Source organism: Streptomyces sp. NPDC031064 (assembly GCF_055570965.1).
In genome coordinates this window covers 1,136,747-1,152,009 of sequence record NZ_JBVIGF010000001.1, presented here as the reverse complement: position 1 = coordinate 1,152,009, position 15,263 = coordinate 1,136,747, and the positions used below count along the sequence as shown (strand labels likewise).

The 15,263-nt window shown below is 74.0% G+C and carries 13 protein-coding genes; 7 read left to right on the top strand and 6 right to left on the bottom strand.

Features of this window, described 5'->3' with window-relative positions; all coding sequences use genetic code 11:
- Nucleotides 1–318: 318 nt before the first annotated feature.
- Nucleotides 319–1,509 carry a PucR family transcriptional regulator gene (locus tag ACZ46W_RS04915; protein ID WP_468331363.1) on the top strand — a complete coding sequence of 397 codons (1,191 nt, stop codon included), beginning with the start codon at nucleotides 319–321 and terminating at the stop codon, nucleotides 1,507–1,509.
- 121 nt (nucleotides 1,510–1,630) lie between these two features.
- Nucleotides 1,631–3,589, top strand: a complete 1,959-nt coding sequence (locus tag ACZ46W_RS04910) for an NAD-binding protein (protein ID WP_468331360.1) — start codon at nucleotides 1,631–1,633, stop codon at nucleotides 3,587–3,589.
- Nucleotides 3,590–3,593: 4 nt separating this feature from the next.
- Here ACZ46W_RS04910 and ACZ46W_RS04905 read toward each other — a convergent pair whose 3' ends face one another.
- Complete coding sequence (locus ACZ46W_RS04905; protein WP_468331357.1) at nucleotides 3,594–4,136, bottom strand: GNAT family N-acetyltransferase; 543 nt, start codon at nucleotides 4,134–4,136, stop codon at nucleotides 3,594–3,596.
- Between the two features lie 201 nt (nucleotides 4,137–4,337).
- On the opposite strand from ACZ46W_RS04905, the gene ACZ46W_RS04900 reads away from it, so the two are divergent.
- A complete protein-coding gene (locus tag ACZ46W_RS04900) occupies nucleotides 4,338–5,201 on the top strand; it encodes a DUF4190 domain-containing protein (RefSeq protein ID WP_468331354.1) in 864 nt (287 codons plus the stop codon).
- A 52-nt stretch (nucleotides 5,202–5,253) separates the two neighbouring features.
- Here ACZ46W_RS04900 and ACZ46W_RS04895 read toward each other — a convergent pair whose 3' ends face one another.
- Together ACZ46W_RS04895 and ACZ46W_RS04890 are read right to left on the bottom strand one after the other, a co-directional pair.
- Entirely contained in the window at nucleotides 5,254–6,282 is a 1,029-nt protein-coding gene (locus tag ACZ46W_RS04895) for a hypothetical protein (RefSeq protein WP_468331351.1), read from the bottom strand.
- Nucleotides 6,283–6,334: 52 nt separating this feature from the next.
- Nucleotides 6,335–6,724: a VOC family protein gene (locus ACZ46W_RS04890; protein ID WP_468331348.1), complete on the bottom strand. Its 390-nt coding sequence runs from the start codon at nucleotides 6,722–6,724 to the stop codon at nucleotides 6,335–6,337.
- A 65-nt stretch (nucleotides 6,725–6,789) separates the two neighbouring features.
- Between ACZ46W_RS04890 and ACZ46W_RS04885 the strand changes: the two genes are divergently transcribed.
- Entirely contained in the window at nucleotides 6,790–7,416 is a 627-nt protein-coding gene (locus tag ACZ46W_RS04885) for a nucleoside/nucleotide kinase family protein (RefSeq protein ID WP_468331345.1), read from the top strand.
- Between the two features lie 9 nt (nucleotides 7,417–7,425).
- Here ACZ46W_RS04885 and ACZ46W_RS04880 read toward each other — a convergent pair whose 3' ends face one another.
- Entirely contained in the window at nucleotides 7,426–8,154 is a 729-nt protein-coding gene (locus ACZ46W_RS04880; protein ID WP_468331342.1) for a CTP synthase C-terminal region-related (seleno)protein, read from the bottom strand.
- Nucleotides 8,155–8,249: 95 nt separating this feature from the next.
- Here ACZ46W_RS04880 and ACZ46W_RS04875 point away from each other — a divergent pair, with 95 nt between their 5' ends.
- Together ACZ46W_RS04875 and ACZ46W_RS04870 are read left to right on the top strand one after the other, a co-directional pair.
- Nucleotides 8,250–9,176, top strand: a complete 927-nt coding sequence (locus ACZ46W_RS04875; protein WP_468331339.1) for a LysR family transcriptional regulator — start codon at nucleotides 8,250–8,252, stop codon at nucleotides 9,174–9,176.
- On the top strand, nucleotides 9,163–10,299 hold the full coding sequence (locus ACZ46W_RS04870) for a M24 family metallopeptidase (protein ID WP_468331336.1): 1,137 nt from the start codon (nucleotides 9,163–9,165) through the stop codon (nucleotides 10,297–10,299). Before ACZ46W_RS04875 ends, ACZ46W_RS04870 begins: the two co-directional genes overlap by 14 nt.
- An 18-nt stretch (nucleotides 10,300–10,317) precedes the next feature.
- Here ACZ46W_RS04870 and treZ read toward each other — a convergent pair whose 3' ends face one another.
- On the bottom strand, nucleotides 10,318–12,063 hold the full coding sequence (gene treZ, locus ACZ46W_RS04865; protein ID WP_468331333.1) for a malto-oligosyltrehalose trehalohydrolase: 1,746 nt from the start codon (nucleotides 12,061–12,063) through the stop codon (nucleotides 10,318–10,320).
- Between the two features lie 159 nt (nucleotides 12,064–12,222).
- Between treZ and ACZ46W_RS04860 the strand changes: the two genes are divergently transcribed.
- Nucleotides 12,223–12,771 (top strand): FHA domain-containing protein, encoded by a 549-nt coding sequence (locus ACZ46W_RS04860; protein ID WP_468331330.1) that lies wholly within the window; start codon nucleotides 12,223–12,225, stop codon nucleotides 12,769–12,771.
- Between the two features lie 37 nt (nucleotides 12,772–12,808).
- Here ACZ46W_RS04860 and treY read toward each other — a convergent pair whose 3' ends face one another.
- Entirely contained in the window at nucleotides 12,809–15,133 is a 2,325-nt protein-coding gene (gene treY / locus ACZ46W_RS04855; RefSeq protein WP_468331326.1) for a malto-oligosyltrehalose synthase, read from the bottom strand.
- Nucleotides 15,134–15,263: the final 130 nt, after the last annotated feature.

The window sequence follows — 15,263 nt, the reverse complement described above, 5'->3', positions numbered from 1 at the left end:
GCGGGGCTCACCCGCCCCACCTGGGCCTTCACCGTGTAGCGGGCTGTGTGCGTGGCGGTACGGCCTGGGGCGGGAGGTCCAGCGCGACCGTACGCGGTGAGACCCGCACCACGCGGTCGACGACAGGGACGACGCGTAACGGCGGCCGCGCCGATGATGACGCCGAGGAGTCCTGCGTTCATGATCGCTCCTCTCCGGGTTCCGGAGGACCTGACAGTGGCGACGTACCCCTGCAGAGCGGGTGGCGGGATCGGGGACCGGACCGGAGACGGCTGTTTTGGGCGCGCCGATATTGCCGGACTACGGAAAAATAGGTGCATGGGACGACACGCACCGGTCGGCAGGGGGCCGCGTCGGGCGCCTGAGACCGGCACGGCCCGGCACGGCCCGGTGACGTCCGGCCCAGACGCCCGCACCCTCGCGCGCAAGCTGGACGGCCATGTGGAGCGCCTCGCCGAGATCTCCGTCAGCAAGCTGGAGCTGTGCGACGAGGACCTCGACGGCCTCCGGGAGCTGGCCGCGGCCGCGGCCGATCGCGGTACCGCTCTGCGCGCTCTGGTGGCCGAGTACCTGACCCGGACGTGCCGCGCCTGGACGGAGTTCCCCGGGACGTGCCAAGCCCATGACGTCGCGGGTCTGCGGGAGGTCACGTCGGCCCTCATCCGAGCCGTCGGTGATGCGACAGTGGCGCTGACCGAGGGCTACGAGACCGCCCACCGAGCGGCCATCCGCCGTGAGGAGGCCGCGCGGCGCGAGTTCGTCGACGACCTCCTGGAGGGCCGCACCGACCTCGGCAGGCTCGCCGAGCGGGCGGAACGCTTCGGCCTGCACCTCATCGGTCCGCACACCGTCGCCGTGGCGCGGGCGGGACGCCCCTTCGGCGCCGGCGACCGGGCCACCCGCTACGTCGAGGAGGCGCTCACTGCCAGATTCGGCGTACGCGACGTGCTGATCACCACCAAGGACGGCCTGCTGGTCTGCGTGTCGCCCGGCACGGAGGACCGGGTGCCGGGCTACTTCGCCACGCAGGTGGGCAACGCGGTCCGCGAGGACCACCAGGTGGCCGTCAGCCGGCCCCGGCCCGGACCGAGCGGAATCGTCCGCTCCTACCAGGAGGCCCGCGGCAATCTCGGCCTGGCCGCACAGCTCGGTCTGCGCATCCCCGTGGTCGGCGCCTCCGATCTCCTGGTCTTCCACGTGCTCGGCCGCGACCGGGCCGCCATCACCGACCTCGTCGCCACCGTGCTCGGGGCGCTGGAACACACACGCCGCAACCCCCAGCCCCTGCTCGAAACGCTCACCACCTACTTCGACAGCGGATGCGTGAACACCGCGACGGCCCGCCGGCTCGGACTGAGCGTCCGCGCGGTCACCTACCGGCTCGCCCGCATCCGGCAACTCACCGGCTACGACCCCACGGACGCGGACCAGCGCTACACCCTGCAGACCGCCGTACTCGGAGCGCGCCTCCTCGGCTGGCCCTCCCGACCCCTCCAGCACGCTGACTGATCGACGCGCTGTGATGCGGAGGGGGGAGGCTCCGTGCAGCCCCAACCCGCCGCAGGGCCCAAGCCGTTGCGGAAGGGTGGCCGGGGTGCCGACCGCACGAGGGACAAGGCACGCTACGGGCATGTCCTTTCCCTCCATGCCGCCCCACGTGAGCGACACTGCCGGGCACATGATCGTGTGCGGTGACGACGCCCTCGCCCACCGGCTCGCCGCCGAACTCCGCGACGTCTACCGCGAGCGCGTCACGCTGGTGAGCCCCGGCGGCGGACCGGCGCACGGGCCGCGACTGGCCGTTCCCCGACCACGACTGTCCGCCGCGTTGCTCGGCAGGGTGTCCGCGGCGATGATCCGGGCCGCCCCGTCGGCCGCCGACATCGACGCCCCCACCGCCGTACTCGAAGCGCCCGAGCCGACCGACGCGGTGCTGGAGACGGCCGGGGTGACCGGGGCCGCGGCGCTGGCGCTCGTGTACGAGGACGACGAGACCAACATCCGTGCCGCGCTCGCCGCCCGGCGCCTCAACCCCGGTCTCCGGCTGGTGGTCCGCCTCTACAACCGCAAGCTCGGCCAGCACCTGGAGCAGTTGCTCGACCAGGCGGCGAGGGTGGCCATGCCCGACCTCGACCCGGCCGCGATCGACGCGTCCACCACGGTGCTCTCCGACGCCGACACCGCCGCCCCGGCGCTGGCCGCCACCGCGGTCGCCGGCACGAGCAAGGTCGTCCACGCCGACGGGCTGCTGCTGCGCGCCGTGGAACGCACCCCGCCCGGCCGGGGCGAGGTCACCGATCAGGGGCTGTGCACCCTCGCCCTGCTGTCGGCCACCACCAACGACCCGGCGGGCGAGGAGGGTTCGGACAGCAGCGGGACGGCCGGGCCCCAACTCCTGCCGGACCCCCGCACCGTCACCGCCACCACCGGGCGGGGCACGATCGTCCTCGAAGCCGTCACCCACACCGGTCCCGTGGTGCCGGCCAGGCGCCTGGCCGGCCGGGGCGTCCCGCTCTCCGAACTCCTTTCCCGCCGGCTGCGCTGGGCCGTCGCCGGCACGGCGCTCGCCGTGCTCGCCCTGGCCGTCGCCTCCTGGCTGACCACGGGCGACCATCCACTGCACGCCGCATACGTCACGCTGCTGGACCTGTTCTCCATCAACGACCCCGCCGTCGGCGAGAGCACTGCACGCCAGGTGCTCCAACTGCTGGCCGGACTGGTGGGACTGGCGCTCCTGCCCCTCCTCATCGCCGGGGCGCTGGAGGCGCTGGGGGCGTTCCGCAGCGCCTCCGCCCTGCGCCGCCCGCCGCGCGGTCTGTCCGGCCACGTCGTGCTGCTCGGCCTCGGAAAGATCGGCACCAGGGTCCTGGCCAGGCTGCGTGACCTCGACATCCCCGTCGTGTGCGTCGAGGAGGACCCCGAGGCGCGCGGCGTGGCGCTCGCCCGCCGCCTGCGGGTGCCCACCGTGATCGGCGACGTCACCCAGGAGGGCGTCCTGGAGGCGGCCAAGATCCACCGCGCCCACGCCCTGCTCGCCGTGACCAGCTCGGACACCACCAACCTGGAGGCCGCGCTCTACGCCCGTACGGTCAAGGCGGACCTGCGCGTGGCCCTGCGGCTGTACGACGACGACTTCGCCACCGCCGTGTACCGCACCCTGCGCGCCGCCCACCCCGAGGCGCTCACCCGCAGCCGCAGCGTCTCCCACCTGGCCGCGCCCGCCTTCGCCGGAGCGATGATGGGCCGCCAGATCCTGGGCGCCATACCGGTCGAGCGCAGGGTGCTGCTGTTCGCCGCCCTCGTGGTCGCCGGCCACCCGTGCTTGGAGGGCCGCACCATCGAGGAAACCTTCCGTCCCGGTGCCTGGCGCGTCCTCGCCCTCGACACCACCGCGCCCGCCGACCGGCGCCCCGACCTGGCGACCCCGCACCCGGCTGACGGCGAGCAGCACACCACGGGCCTGGTCTGGGACCTGCACCCGGGCTACGTCCTCCAGCCCGAGGACCGCGTCGTCCTGGCCGCCACCCGCCGGGGCCTGGCCGAACTCCTCGGCCGCCACCCGCGGCCACCGCGTACGGCCGAGCGATGACAGCTCACCCGGATCCGGTCACCGGACACCCCGCGGGGCTGCCGCCTGGCGCGGCGGCGCCGCCTTCACGCAGGTGCCGTACGAAGCGGAGGCCCGGGCGGCCGTCCAGTTCGACGTCACCGGCGGGGCTGAAACCCGTGCGGGCCAGCACGGCGCGTGAGGCGGTGTTGTCGAGCGTCGTGACGGCACGCAGCGTCGTCAGCCCGTACTCCGTGGCCGCCAGGGCGCAGACCTCCCGGACGGCGGCCGTGGCCAGTCCGCGCCCGGCGGCTCCTTCGGCGATCCGGTACCCCAGCTCGGCCGAACCGTCCGCCACGTCGATGAGGTTCACCCGCCCCAGAACCTCCCCGTCGTCGCCCACCACGAGGTGGAAGAAGCACAGCCCCGCCTCCTGTTCGGCCATCAGCTCACGGTGCCGTGCGTCGAAGTGGGCGAAGTACTCGTCGCCGCGGTCGGGGATCGAGGCGGCGAAGTAGGCCCGGTTCTCGCGCTCGAACCGCAGAAGGGCCGGGGCGTGGTCGAACCGGAGGCGCTGGAGAAGGGACATCCGGCCATGCTATGCACCGGCACCGGCATACGCATTGGCGTTGGCACCGGCACCGGCACCCGTATCCGCGTCGGCCCCGCCCCTTGGCGCCGGGTCGCGATGTCCGGAGCCGGACCCGCTCGTCATAAAGGGGTAAGGAAACGGCAAAAGCGGCTGGTAGTGTCATCGATCCGTCAATTCCCGTTGCCTGAAGGACTTCGTATGACCATGCCTGCTCCGTCCGGCGGCCGGAATCCCGAGGAAGGGGAGCCGGCCGGCCAGGATCCGTGGGCCCCCGGGCCATGGGGACCGGCCGCCTCGCACTGGCAGTCCGCGTACCCGGTGCCGACGGCACAGGCCCGCAATGGCATGGGAGTCACGGCCCTGGTGCTGGGCGTCGTCGGCGTGATCCTCGGCCTGGCCGTCATCCTGTTCTGGGTGACCTGGCTGCCGGCCCTGCTGGCCGTGATCTTCGGCTTCGTGGGACTGAGCCAAGCCCGCAGGGGGCTGGCGACCAACAAGGGGATGGCGCTGGCCGGTGCGATCCTCGGCGTGGCCGGCCTGCTGATCTCGGTCGGCGGTGGGGTGTTCACCGTGATGACGGTGAAGGAGGCCGCCGACTACGCCCGTGCGGAGGAGGCCGACGAGGCGAAGGCGTCGGCGGCCGCGGAGGCGGCGAAGGAGAAGGCCAGACACCTTTCGTTCGGCGAGGCGTACACCTTCGGGAACGGGCTGAAGGTCACGGTGGCCAAGCCACAGCCGTTCACCCCGGACGAGTTCGTACTCGGCCACGCGAAGGGCAACAAGGCCGTCGAGGTGACGATCACCGTCGTCAACACCAGCACGGAACGCATCTCGGTCGAAACGGGGCTGCCCAGCGTCAACGACGCCAACGGGGCCTCCACGGAGCTGGTGATCGACGGAAGCGGACGCCAGAAGGTCATCACCGGCTACGTCCTACCCGGCAAGAAGGCCGTCGGCAAGTACGCGTTCTCGCTGCCGCCCGACGCGGCCGACAAGGTCGAGGTCGAGTTCACCCCGGACGCGAAGCAGTGGGAGGACGCGTACTGGTCGGGCCCCAACTGACGGCGCGGTAAGGGCGCCGGGCCCCTTGGGCGTGCCCGGCCGCCCCGGCCGTCTAGTCCTGGAGCGACTCGTACAACCGCCGGGCGCGGGCGGCCTGCCAGGAGTCGCCGAGCAGTGCGAACTCCTCCGCGAGCGCGCCGATCAGCTCCCCGTCCGCCGGGCCCGTGTCGTCCAGCATCCGTATCAGCCGGACCCGGGCGAGCTCGGTCAGACCCCGGCGGCCCGCCAGCCGTATCCACGTCAGCTCCGACTCGTCGGGTTCGGGACCGGTCGGAGCGGCGGGCGCGACCGGCTCCGCCGGGACCCCGCCCCGGGCGTGACGGTGCAACAGCTCCTCGGCCAGCCGCAGGTCGTCGGACCTGCCGCCACGAGCCGTCTCCGCGCGCACCACCTCGCGCAGCCACGGCAGGTCCCGCTCGTCCGAGTCGTACCGCGCCGCCCGCAGCGCCGCCGCCACGTCCATGCCCCGCGCGCTCCCGGCCGCCCGAAGCCGGACCAGGTCCTCGCGCCCCGCCGCCAGGACCGCGTCCCGCACGGGCGGGCGCGGCTCGTCGTGCATGAGCCGGTACGCCAGCCCCTCCCGGGCGTTGAGCAGCACGAAATCCGGTTCCGTACGCGACCCGGCCGCGTGCAGCCGGGCGAGCAGCTCGACCGGGGAACGCTCCGGCAGGCCCAGGCCCGCGCGCAGCTCTGCCCGGTCGGCGTCCAGGGTCGGCCCGTACGCCTCGCGCAGCTCTTCCTCCGCCTCGGCGACGGCGGCCAGGATCCGCTCCTCGTCGTCCTCCGGCCCCACGCCCCCCGGGCACTCGGGCAGGCCGATGAGCACTTCGAGGGCCTCGCGCACATCGGTGCCGATCAGCCCCGCGTCCCCCTCCGACGAGGCGTACAGCACCGGTCCGCCGTCGCAGACGAAATACGTACCGCCCGAGTCGTCCCCCGCTATCGGCTCCAGCGAGGCACCGGAGGCCAGCCGGACGTCCTCGCAGGGATGGACGCGGTCGATGTCGAACTCGAAGGGGTACGCGGCCAGTTGTGCCAGGCGCGGCTGCGTGCGGAGCAGCTCCAGCAAGGGATCCGTCATGTCACAGAACGTAACAGCTCCCACTGACAACGCCCTTGGCGGTCCGCGACCGTCAGGCCGGCTGCAACAGGTCCCAGCGGTTGCCGTACAGGTCCTCGAAGACCGCGACCGTGCCGTACGGTTCGTACCGGGGCTCCTCCAGGAACCGCACCCCCGCCGCCAGCATCCGCGCCCGGTCACCGGCGAAGTCCTCGGTGTGCAGGAAGAACCCGACGCGCCCGCCGGTCTGCGCGCCCACGCTCGCCTCCTGCGCCGCGCCCGCCGCCCGGGCCAGCAACAGTGCGGTCCCGGCCCCGACGCCCCGGGGCCGGACCACGACCCACCGCGAACCGTCCCCGCGATCGGTGTCCTCGACCAGCTCGAAGCCGAGGGCACCGGTGTAGAAGTCGATGGCCTCGTCGTAGTCACGGACGACGAGGGTGATCAGGGCGATGTGCGACATACGGGAGACGTTATACGTATGACAGCCACCTGACCAGCAGGGCGGCGGGCTGCCACACTGCTCCCATGGACTCGCAAGCGCTCGCCGAGCTCACCGCCCGCGCCCGCCGCCTCGCCGTCCCGGGCACCCGCCGCATCCTCGGCCTGGCCGGAGCGCCCGGCGCGGGCAAGTCCACCCTCGCGGCCCGGCTGGTCGACCGCCTCGGCGGCCTCGCCGCCCTCGTCCCCATGGACGGCTTCCACCTCGCCCAGGCCGAGCTGCGCCGGCTCGGCCGCACCGAGCGCAAGGGCGCCCCCGACACGTTCGACGCCGCCGGGTACGCCGCCCTGCTCACCCGCCTGCGCGCCGCCGAGCCCGGCACGGTCGTCTACGCCCCCGCGTTCGACCGCGCCCTGGAGGAACCCGTCGCCGGCAGCATCCCGGTCGCCGCCGAGGTGCCGCTCGTCGTCACGGAGGGCAACTACCTCCTCCACGACGACGGCCCCTGGGCGTCCGTACGCCCCCTCCTGGACGAGGTGTGGTTCCTGGAGCTGGACGACCGCCGCCGCGTCCACCGGCTCGTCGAACGCCACGTGCGGTTCGGCAAGGACCGCCCGTACGCGGAGCGCTGGGTCAGGGAGTCCGACGAGGCGAACGCCCGGCTCGTCACCGCCGGACGAGGCCGCGCCGACCTCGTCGTACGAATGAGCTGAGTACGCGGGTCACGCCGTCGGCACCACGCGCGCGTGGTGCACCGCGGCCGACGCCAGCGCCCCTACGACCGGGTGCGGGCGCGTCCCGTCGCCGGCCAGCTCGGGCTGGAACAGCGTGGCCAGGAAGAAGGGGTGGCCCGGCAGTTCCACGATCCGTGCCTGTCCCTCCCCGTCCTCCCCGGTGAAGCGCAGCCCGTGCGCGCGCAGCAGGTCCAGGTGCCCGCCGTCCGGCCCGTACGAGCACTGGTACCGCTCCACCGACCGCTCGGCGCCGATCACCGACGCGGCCAGCGAGCCGGGCGCCACACGCACCGCCCCCTCGTGGCCGGCCAGCGAACACGCCAGCCGCCCGATCACCAGGTCCTCGGCGGCCGCGTCCGGGTCGTTCTCCGCGTGCGCCGCACGGGGCAGTCCGCAGACGTTGCGGGCGTACTCCAGCAGCGCGTGCTGGAAACCGCCGCACGTCCCCAGGAACGGGATCCCCCGCTCCCGCGCGGTACGGATCGCGGCCACCGCGCCCGCCTCACTGCGGTACGGGCTGCCGGGCAGCAGCCACACCGCGTCGAACCCCTCCACGGCGCCGGGCTCGGCGGCGTCCATGGTGGGGATCCAGTACGCGTCGAGGACGAGACCGTCCCGCTCGGCGAGCGCGTCGAGGAGCACCGGGACGCGGACGTGGGACTGCACGGTGGAGGAACGGTCGCCGACCAGGGCGATCCGGGCAACGGGATGCGTCATGCGGAACATGCTTGCCGCCCAGGCCGGTTCAGGTCCAACGATGATTTCTGCATCCCCGATCAGAGGTGCTTATGGCGGGCGGGACACTGGTGACCATGGACCCGCACCTGCTCCGTACGTTCGTGACGGTGGCCCGGCTCGCCTCCTTCTCCCGGGCCGCCCACGAACTGGGCTACACCCAGTCGGCCGTCTCCCAGCACATCGCCGCACTCGAAGGCGACCTCGGCCTGCCGCTGCTGGTCCGCCGCCCGGTCGCCCCCACCCGCGCGGGAGAACGGCTGCTGGAGCACGCCCGGCCGCTGCTGCTCCGGCTCGACGCCGCCCGCGCCGACCTCACGCGCATGGCCGCCGAACCGGCCGGTGAGCTGACCCTCGCCGCCGCCCCGCTCGCCGTCCGCCCCGAAGTCCTCGCCGCGCTGCCCGCCGGCCGCGTCACCCTCCGCGTGCTGCCCCGCGACGAGATCCCCGCCGCCCTGGCGGAGGGCGCGGCCGACCTGGGGATCGTGGACGGCCTCGCCGCCCCCAACGACCCGCTGCGGCTCCCGGACGTCGCCCCGCTCACCGCGACGCGCGTCGCCGAGGCCCCGCTCGCCGTCCACCTCCCGGCCGGCCACCCCCTCGCCCACCGCCCCGGTCTGCGCCTCGTCGACCTCCTCGACGCCCGGTGGCTCGACGCACCGGCCGCCGGCCTGCCGCTCGAGAGGCTGCGCGCCGCCCAGGGCACGCCCGGCTTCCGCCCCGCCCTCCGCTACGACGGCACCGATGTCCGCACCCTCACCGCCCTCGCGGCGGCCGGCCACGGCCTGACCCTGCTGCCGACGACCGTCCCCCCGGCGCCCGGAGCCACCGCCGTGCCCCTCACCGACCCCCGTCTGGTGCACCGCACCGAACTCCTCCGCAGCGGCGAACCGTCAGGCCCCGCCGCCACCGTGGCAACCGCGCTGACCACGCCCGCTGCTGACCGCATATCGCTCGCGCCCGCCCCGTTGCCCGGCGAGGATGACCGTCATGGACAGCCGTAGCGACCTCGCGACCACCCCGTTCACCGCCGACGACTACCGCGCCCGCATGGCCCGCGCCACCGAGGCGGCCGCTGCCGCCGGGCTCGCCGGACTGCTCGTCGCGCCGGGGCCCGACCTGGTGTACCTCACCGGATACCGGCCCACCGCCGACACCGAGCGCCTCACGCTCCTCGTCCTGGCTTCCGGGCGGGACCCGGTCCTGATCGTGCCGACCCTCGAAGCGCCCGACGCCGACCGGGCCCCCGGGGCCGCCGCGTTGACCCTCCGGGACTGGACCGACGGCACCGACCCGTACGCCGTCACCGCCCCGCTGCTGGACCCCAAGGGCCGGTTCGGGGTCAGCGACAACGCCTGGGCCATGCATCTGCTCGGGCTCCAGCAGGCGCTGCCGGACTCCTCGTACGCCGCGCTCACCCAGGCGCTGCCCATGCTCCGGGCGGTCAAGGACGCGCCGGAGCTGGCCCGGCTGGAGGCGGCGGGCGCCGCCGCCGACGAGGCGTACCGCGAGATCCTCAAGGTCCGGTTCGCCGGGCGGAAGGAGACGGACGTCGCCGCCGACCTGGCCGCGCTGCTCAAGCACTTCGGCCACTCGCAGGTGGACTTCACCGTCGTCGGATCGGGTCCCAACGGCGCCAACCCGCACCATGAGGCGGGCGACCGCACCATCGGGGAGGGCGACATGGTCGTCCTCGACTTCGGCGGCCTCAAGCACGGCTACGGCTCGGACACGACTCGTACCGTCCACGTCGGCGAGCCGACGCCCGAGGAGCGGCGCGTCCACGACGTCGTACGGGAGGCACAGCAGGCGGGGTTCGAGGCGGTCAGGCCGGGCGTGGCGTGCCAGGACGTCGACCGGGCGGCCCGCGCGGTGATCGCCGGGGCGGGGTACGGCGAGTACTTCATCCACCGCACCGGCCACGGCATCGGTGTCACCACGCACGAGCCGCCGTACATGATCGAGGGCGAGGAACAGCCGCTCGTGCCCGGCATGTGCTTCTCCGTCGAGCCGGGGATCTACCTCCCGGGCCGCTTCGGCGTCCGCATCGAGGACATCGTCACGGTCACCGAGGACGGTGGCCGCCGGTTGAACACCACCCCGCGCGAGCTCGCCATCGTGGAGTAGACCGTCGAGCAGGACGGATCACGCGTCCGCCAGCACCACGCACGACTCCGGCGGCAGCGTCATCACCCCGTCCCCGTTCGGCATCTCCACCGGCTCCCAGGCCGCCAGCACCCGCCCCCGGGTGCCGAGCGGGATCGGCGCCGGCTCCTTGGCGAAGTTGACCGCCACGCGCAGGTCCCCGCGCCGGTACACCAGCCAGCGGGCCTCCTCGTCGTACGCCACCCGCACCGCGGCCAGGTCCGGGTCGGTCAGGTCCGGCTGGGAGGCACGCAGCGCGATCAGCTCCCGGTACCAGGCCAGCACGCGTGCGTGGGGCTGCCGCTCGCGCTCCGCCCAGTCCAGGCAGGAGCGGTCCCGGGTGGCCGGGTCCTGCGGGTCCGGAACGTCCTCCTCCGCCCAGCCGTGGGCGGCGAACTCCCGTCTCCGGCCGTTGCGGACCGCCTCCGCGAGCTGCGGGTCCGTGTGGTCGGTGAAGAACTGCCACGGGGTGCTCGCCGCCCACTCCTCGCCCATGAAGAGCATCGGCGTGAACGGCCCCGTCAGCACCAGGGCCGCCGCGCAGGCCAGCAGCCCGGGGGAGCAGGACGCCGACAGCCGGTCGCCGGTCGCCCGGTTGCCGACCTGGTCATGGGTCTGGGCGTAACCCAGGAAGCGGTGCGCCGGGGTGTTCACCCGGTCGACCGGGCGCCCGTGCGTACGGCCGCGGAACGTCGAGTACGTACCGTCGTGGAAGAAGACATGGCCCAGGGTCTTGGCGAGGGCGGCGAGCGGGGCACGCGCGAAGTCCGCGTAGTAGCCCTGCGATTCACCGGTCAGGGCGGTGTGCAGGGCGTGGTGGAAGTCGTCGTTCCACTGGGCGTGCAGGCCGAGCCCACGGGAGGAGCGGGGCGTCGTGGTGCGCGGGTCGGCCAGGTCCGACTCGGCGATCAGGAACAGCTCCCGGCCCTGCTCGGCGGCCAGCTCGTCCACGGCCGCCGACAGCTCCTCCAGGAACGTCAGCGCCCGCGTGTCGGCCAGCGCGTGCACCGCGTCCAGCCGCAGTCCGTCGATCCGGTAGTCGCGCAGCCAGGCCAGGGCGCTGCCCAGCAGGAACGCCCGGACCTCGTCAGAGCCCGGCGCGTCCAGGTTCACGGCGGCGCCCCACGGGGTGTGGTGGGTGTCCGTGAAGTACGGGCCGAAGGCCGGGAGGTAGTTGCCGGAGGGGCCCAGGTGGTTGTGGACCACGTCCAGCACCACGCCCAGGCCCAGGCCGTGCGCCGTGTCGACGAAGCGCTTGAGCGCCTCCGGCCCGCCGTACGGCTCGTGCACCGCCCACAGCGACACGCCCTCGTACCCCCACCCGTGCCGGCCCGGGAACGGGCACAGCGGCATCAGCTCCACATGCGTGATGCCCAGCTCCACCAGGTGGTCCAGCCGCGCGGCCGCCGCGTCGAGGGTGCCTTCGGGCGTGTACGTACCGACGTGCAGCTCGTACAGCACCGCGCCGCGCAGCCCGCGCGCCGGGGGTTCGTGCCGCCAGGCGTACGTGGCGTGGTCGACGACCGCGCTCAGGCCGTCGGGCCCGTCCGGCTGGCGCCGGGACCGCGGGTCGGGCAGTACGGGCCCGCCGTCCAGCGCGTACCCGTACCGGGCGCCGTCGGCGGCCTCCGCCTCGGCTGTCCACCAGCCGTCCCGCTCCGGATCGCGCTCCAACGGGTGGACCGCCCCCTGGAGTTGGAGCTCGACCCGTTCCTCTGCCTGCGGCGCCCACACCTCGAACAGCACTGGTGATCCCCTCGTCGTCGTAACGCCCCAATCCTGACAAGATCGAGATCGGGAAGCACGACACTTGGCCGAAGCGACCTCGTATCAAGACCGTACCAACGGGGTCCGACAACGGGGTCCGTCTGGACACCCCGGCCCGCCCGGACCGACAATCACGCTGTGACGTCCGCTTTCGAGTCCTCCACGTACCCCGCTCGGCTCTCCGACGCCGAACGGGACCGTGCCCTGGGGCTGCTGAGGGAAGGCGCCGCGCAGGGCAAACTGTCGCACGACACGTTCCTGCGGCGCATGGAACTGGCCCTGGTCGCCCGCCGCCCCGACGAGCTGGCGGCCCTCACCGCCGATCTGCGCACCGAAGGGCGCTGGTCCAAGCGGCTGTTCGGCGCGGTCGAACGGATGTCCGCCTTCCATGTCCGGCTGCGCCGCGCCTGGCAGGCCGAGCGGCTGCCGAAGCTGCTGCTCCCGGAGCCCGGACCGTACCCCTTGCGCATAGGGCGGGACCCGGCCAACGGGCTGCGGCTCAGCCACGAGACCGTCTCCCGGCTCCACGCCGAACTGAGCCTTCAGGGCGGCATGTGGGTCCTGCGCGACCTCGGCTCCACCAACGGCACCACCGTGAACGGACAGCGGGTGACCGGTTCGGTCGTCGTCCAGGCCGGTGACATGGTGGCCTTCGGGCGCATGAGCTTCCGCCTCTCCGCCCGCTGACGGCACCCCGGATCAGCCGCGCCGACCACACCCGGGATCAGTCCTCCGCCACCGGGCGGCGGCTGAGCAGGGCCACCGGCCGCGCCGCGAACAGGTCCACCAGGGGCACCGGCTCACCACCGGGGAACTCCCGGCCCGCCTCCACGGCGTCGAACCACCGCCCCTCCGGCAGCGTCAGGGACGTCTCGCCCCAGCCGCCGCCCTCCGCCAGCCTCAGCGACAGCCGGGTGACCGCCGTGACGGCCTCGCCCGAGCGGCAGAAGGCCACGCAGTGCTCCGCCGCCGGGCCGCTCGCCGTCAGGGGCAGATACGTCCCCGACGTCCCGAACACGTCCGGGTACCGCCGCCGGAGCCGCAGCGCCGCGCGCGTGACGGCCGTTTTCTCGTCCGGCGGGCCCTCCCGGAACGGCCGCCGGTTGTCCGGGTCGACCAGCGCCAGGTACACCCGCTCCGTCTCCTGGTACAAGTCCGGAACGCCCGGCATGGTCAGGTGCAGCAGCGCCGCGCCGAGCACGTTCGCCCGGACGTACGGGTCCAGCTCGCGGACCAGCAGGGAGACCGTGTACAGGCCCGGACCGGCCGGGCCCGCGTCCACGAAGTCCAGCACCGCCTGTTCGTACGCCGGATCCGGCTCCGTCCAGCTCGTGTGCAGCCCCGCCTCCCGCACCGACTTCAGCACCGCGGGCGCCAGCCGGTCCCCGTACGGGTAGCCGAAGCCCACCGCCGTCTGCCACGCCGTCCACGCCACCTGGCCGTCGGGCGCCGGCGTGCGCGCCACGTCGTCCAGCAGCTTGGCCCACCGCTGCGGGCACTCCGACAGGACCGCGATCCGGGCCCGCACGTCCGCGCTGCGCTTGGTGTCGTGCGTGGACAGCACCGTGCCCGTGGCCGGCCAGTCGCGGGCCAGCCGCTCGCAGTACGCGTGGAACTCCGCCGGGCTCACGGCCGGCCTGCCCGGCTCCCCGCCCACCTCGTTCGCCGAGACCAGCGGCGTGTACCGGTAGAACGCCGTGTCCTCGACGGACTTCGCGCGCAGCGCCGACGAGGTCTGCGCGAACCGGGTCCGGAACGCCCGGTGCTCCGGCCCGTCCCCGAGCCGGCCCAGCGCCAGGTCCCGGACGACGTCGACGGCCGCCGCCTCCTCCGGGACCGCGAACGTCGCCCTCGCCTCCTCGGCCGCCTCCGCCGTCAGGGCGTCCTCCGCGCCGGTCCCGTACGGGCGGTAGACCGGCACCCGGATCAGCAGCTCCCGCACCGCGGCGCGCAGCGCCCACGGTGCGTGGTCGCGCAGGTCGGGGTCGGCGGCGCAGACGCCCGCGGCCGTCCGGGTCAGGAACGCGACCTCCGAGGCCAGCGCGTGCGTCACCACCTTGTACGCGGCCCGGCGCGCCGTCGCCTCCCAGTGGCCGCCCCGGTCCCCGGCCGGGGCGGCGAACCGGCGGTAGTGCTCCGCCAGTTCCGCCGCGCCCGCGCCGTCCACGAACAGCCCGTCCACCCGCCGCAGCGCGTCATAGCCGGTCGTGCCGGCGACCGGCCACCGCGCCGGAAGCCGCTCCTCGCCGGTGAGGATCTTCTCGACGACGATCCAGCAGTCCCCGCCGGTCGCCCGCTCCAGCTCCCGCAGGTACGCCTCGGGGTCCGCGAGCCCGTCCGGGTGGTCGATCCGCAGGCCCTCCACCACCCCGTCCCGTACCAGCTCCACGATCTTGGCGTGGGTGGCCTCGAACACCTCCGGTTCCTCGACCCGCACCCCGATCAGGTCCGAAATCGTGAAGAACCGCCGGTAGTTCAGCTCCGTACGGGCCAGCCGCCACCACCCCAGCCGGTACCACTGGGCGTCCAGCAGCTCCGGCAGCGCCTTCCCCTCCGTACCGGGCCGCAGCGGGAACCGCTGCTCGCCGTAGTGCAGCGTCCCGCCCTCGACCCGCATCCGCGCCAGCTCGTCGCCGATCCGGCCCGCCAGCACCGGCAGCAGCACCTTCCCCCCGCCCGCCGCCCAGTCGATGTCGAACCAGCGGGCGTACGGCGACGAGGGGCCGTCCCGCAGCACCTCCCGCAGCGCCCGGTTGTACCGCGGGTTCGCCGCCATGTGGTTGGGCACGAGGTCCACCACCAGGCCGAGGCCGTGCGCCCGGGCGGTGCGCGCCAGCGCCCGCAGGCCCGCCTCGCCGCCCAGCTCCTCGCGCACCCGGCTGTGGTCGGTGACGTCGTACCCGTGCGTGGAGCCCGGGACCGCCTCCAGGACCGGCGACAGATGCAGGTGCGAGATGCCGAGCGAGGCGAGGTACGGCACCGCTTCCCCGGCGGCGGCGAAGGGGAAGTCCGGCTGGATCTGGAGCCGATAGGTCGAGTTGGGCGTCATGCGAACGTACGTACCCGCTTGGGCGGCTTCTGTGTCATCCGTTCATGCGATTTACGCCCGACGCCACGTTCCGCCCGGGTTCGCGGCCCGCCCGCCACGGGCCGCGAACCCCGTCCCGCTCCAGGAGCCC